This is a genomic window from Rhizobium hidalgonense, assembly GCF_002914525.1.
GTDB lineage: Bacteria > Pseudomonadota > Alphaproteobacteria > Rhizobiales > Rhizobiaceae > Rhizobium > Rhizobium hidalgonense.
In genome coordinates, this window is record NZ_LODW01000006.1 from 1 (window position 1) to 2,123 (window position 2,123).

Sequence of the window (2,123 nt, forward strand, 5' to 3'; positions counted from 1 at the left end):
CACCAGATGAGCCTCCAATGGTGACGAATTAAACCGGACACCAGTGGGTCAAGCCCTGGGATGACGGAGGAGAAGTGGTGCCCGGGATGGAGGAGGAGAGGTAGTGCCGGGGACCAAAAGCCCTCGCCAGGGCGATGAAGCGAACCGCGAGCGCGGTGTCACAAAGGGTCACAGCCGTAACCATCCCCGCACAAAAACAGACTTGCCGCACTCAACCATCCGGCGTATGACTTGCCCGTCGCGAAAAGCGACTGCTTCCCTTGATCCGCTCAGTGGCGGAGTAAACAGGTGGACGAATGGTCGTCCAGGCGGTCGAGCACAGGCCATCCATGCATTTCAAGCACGGTTCGGCCAGCACTCCCAGAAACCAAAACGCCTGACATAGCGTCAGGCCTCATCGTGAGCCCTCGGCGTCCCGACGCAATTCCGTGATTCAACGAAATCAGGGAAGCGCTGACGATCCTGCCGGCTTGCGTCGACCCGGAACGCACCATGACCAGATCCCTTATCGTCATCTTCACCGCCATCATCCTCGATGCCGTCGGCATCGGGCTGATTTTCCCGATCCTGCCGTCGCTGCTGTGCGATGTCACCCATGCCGAAAACGTCGCCCCTTTTATCGGCGCGCTGACCGCTCTTTACGCCATCATGCAGTTCATCTTTGCGCCGGTGCTCGGGGCGCTCAGCGACCGGCTCGGCCGCCGGCCGGTGCTGCTGATTTCGCTCGCCGGCGCCGCCGTCAACTATCTCTTCCTCGCCTTCGCGCCCAATCTCCTGATGCTGTTTCTCGGCCGTGCGATCGCCGGGCTGACCAGCGCCAACATGTCGGTGGCGACAGCCTATATCACCGACATCTCGCCAGAGGAGACGCGCGCCCGCCGCTTCGGCCTCTTCAATGCCATGTTCGGCCTCGGCTTCATCATCGGGCCGGTCGCCGGCGGCGTGCTCGGCGATTACTGGCTGCGGCTGCCCTTCATCGCGGCGGCCGTGCTCAATGGCGCCAACCTGCTGCTTGCCTTGTCCATCCTGCCGGAATCGCGCCCCGGCAGCCGCGAGAAGATCGATCTCGCGGCGCTCAATCCGCTCCAGCCGCTGCGCGCGGTGCTCGAGGTCAAAAGCCTGCTGCCTGTGATCATCCTCTTCTTCATCTTCAGCGCCACCGGCGAGGCCTACGGCACCTGCTGGGCGCTCTGGGGCAGCGACGCCTTCCACTGGAACGGGCTGTCGATCGGCCTTTCGCTCGGCGCCTTCGGTCTCTGTCAGGCGCTGGCCCAGGCCTTCCTGCCCGGACCCGCCGTCAGACTGCTCGGCGAACGCGGGGCGATCCTGACCGGTGTCGCCGGCGTCTCGATCGCGCTCACCGTCATGGCCTTTGCCGAGCGGAGCTGGATGATCTTCGCGATCATGCCGGTCTTCACGCTCGGCGGCATCGGCGTGCCGGCGCTGCAGTCGCTCGCCAGCCGGCAGGTCGATGAAAACAGCCAAGGCCAGTTCCAGGGCGTGCTGGCCTCAGTCGTCAGCCTCGCCTCGATCATCGCGCCGCTCGGCTTCTCCAGCGTCTATTTCCTCGTCCGGCGGGAGTGGCCGGGCGCCATCTGGCTCTCGGTCGTCGCGGTCTATGCGCTCGCCGTGCCGCTGGTTCTCGGTCTCGGGCTGAAGGCGGCGGCGTCGCAGCCGGCGGGCTGAACCGCTGCTGCGGGCGGTGCGTGTGGCGAGAACGCCAACCCCACACTCCGTCGTCCCAGGGCTTGACCCTGGGATCCACAGCCAAGCACGCGGCTTCAATTCCTTCCCTACGAGAAGATGCCAGCGCTCTTCCCGCGGTGCCAGCCGCATGGATCCCAGGGTCAAGCCCTGGGATGACGGAGGAGAGGTGGTGCCGGGATGCATAACGCCGGCGCGGAGGAGAGGTGGTGCCGCGGCGCATAAGCCCGCCAGCGCGCAGCAGAGGTAGCGCCGGGAGGCATCGGCTCGGCGGCAGCGATGACGCTTCGGCAGACGCGGCGCCTCACAAGCTGCGCCCGCGGTGCGTTTGGCAACCTAGCCAACCCCACCCTCCGTCATCCCAGGGCTTGACCCACTGCTGTCCGGTTTAAATTTGGTGGACAAGGCGCACGGTGTTG

Annotated in this window: 1 protein-coding gene; it reads left to right on the forward strand. The window is 65.4% G+C overall.

Annotated elements, in window-relative coordinates:
* The first annotated feature begins 492 nt into the window (after positions 1-492).
* Positions 493-1,686, forward strand: coding sequence for a TCR/Tet family MFS transporter (locus ATY29_RS00070; RefSeq protein WP_097537547.1), 1,194 nt, complete (start codon positions 493-495; stop codon positions 1,684-1,686).
* The last annotated feature ends 437 nt before the right edge of the window (positions 1,687-2,123 follow it).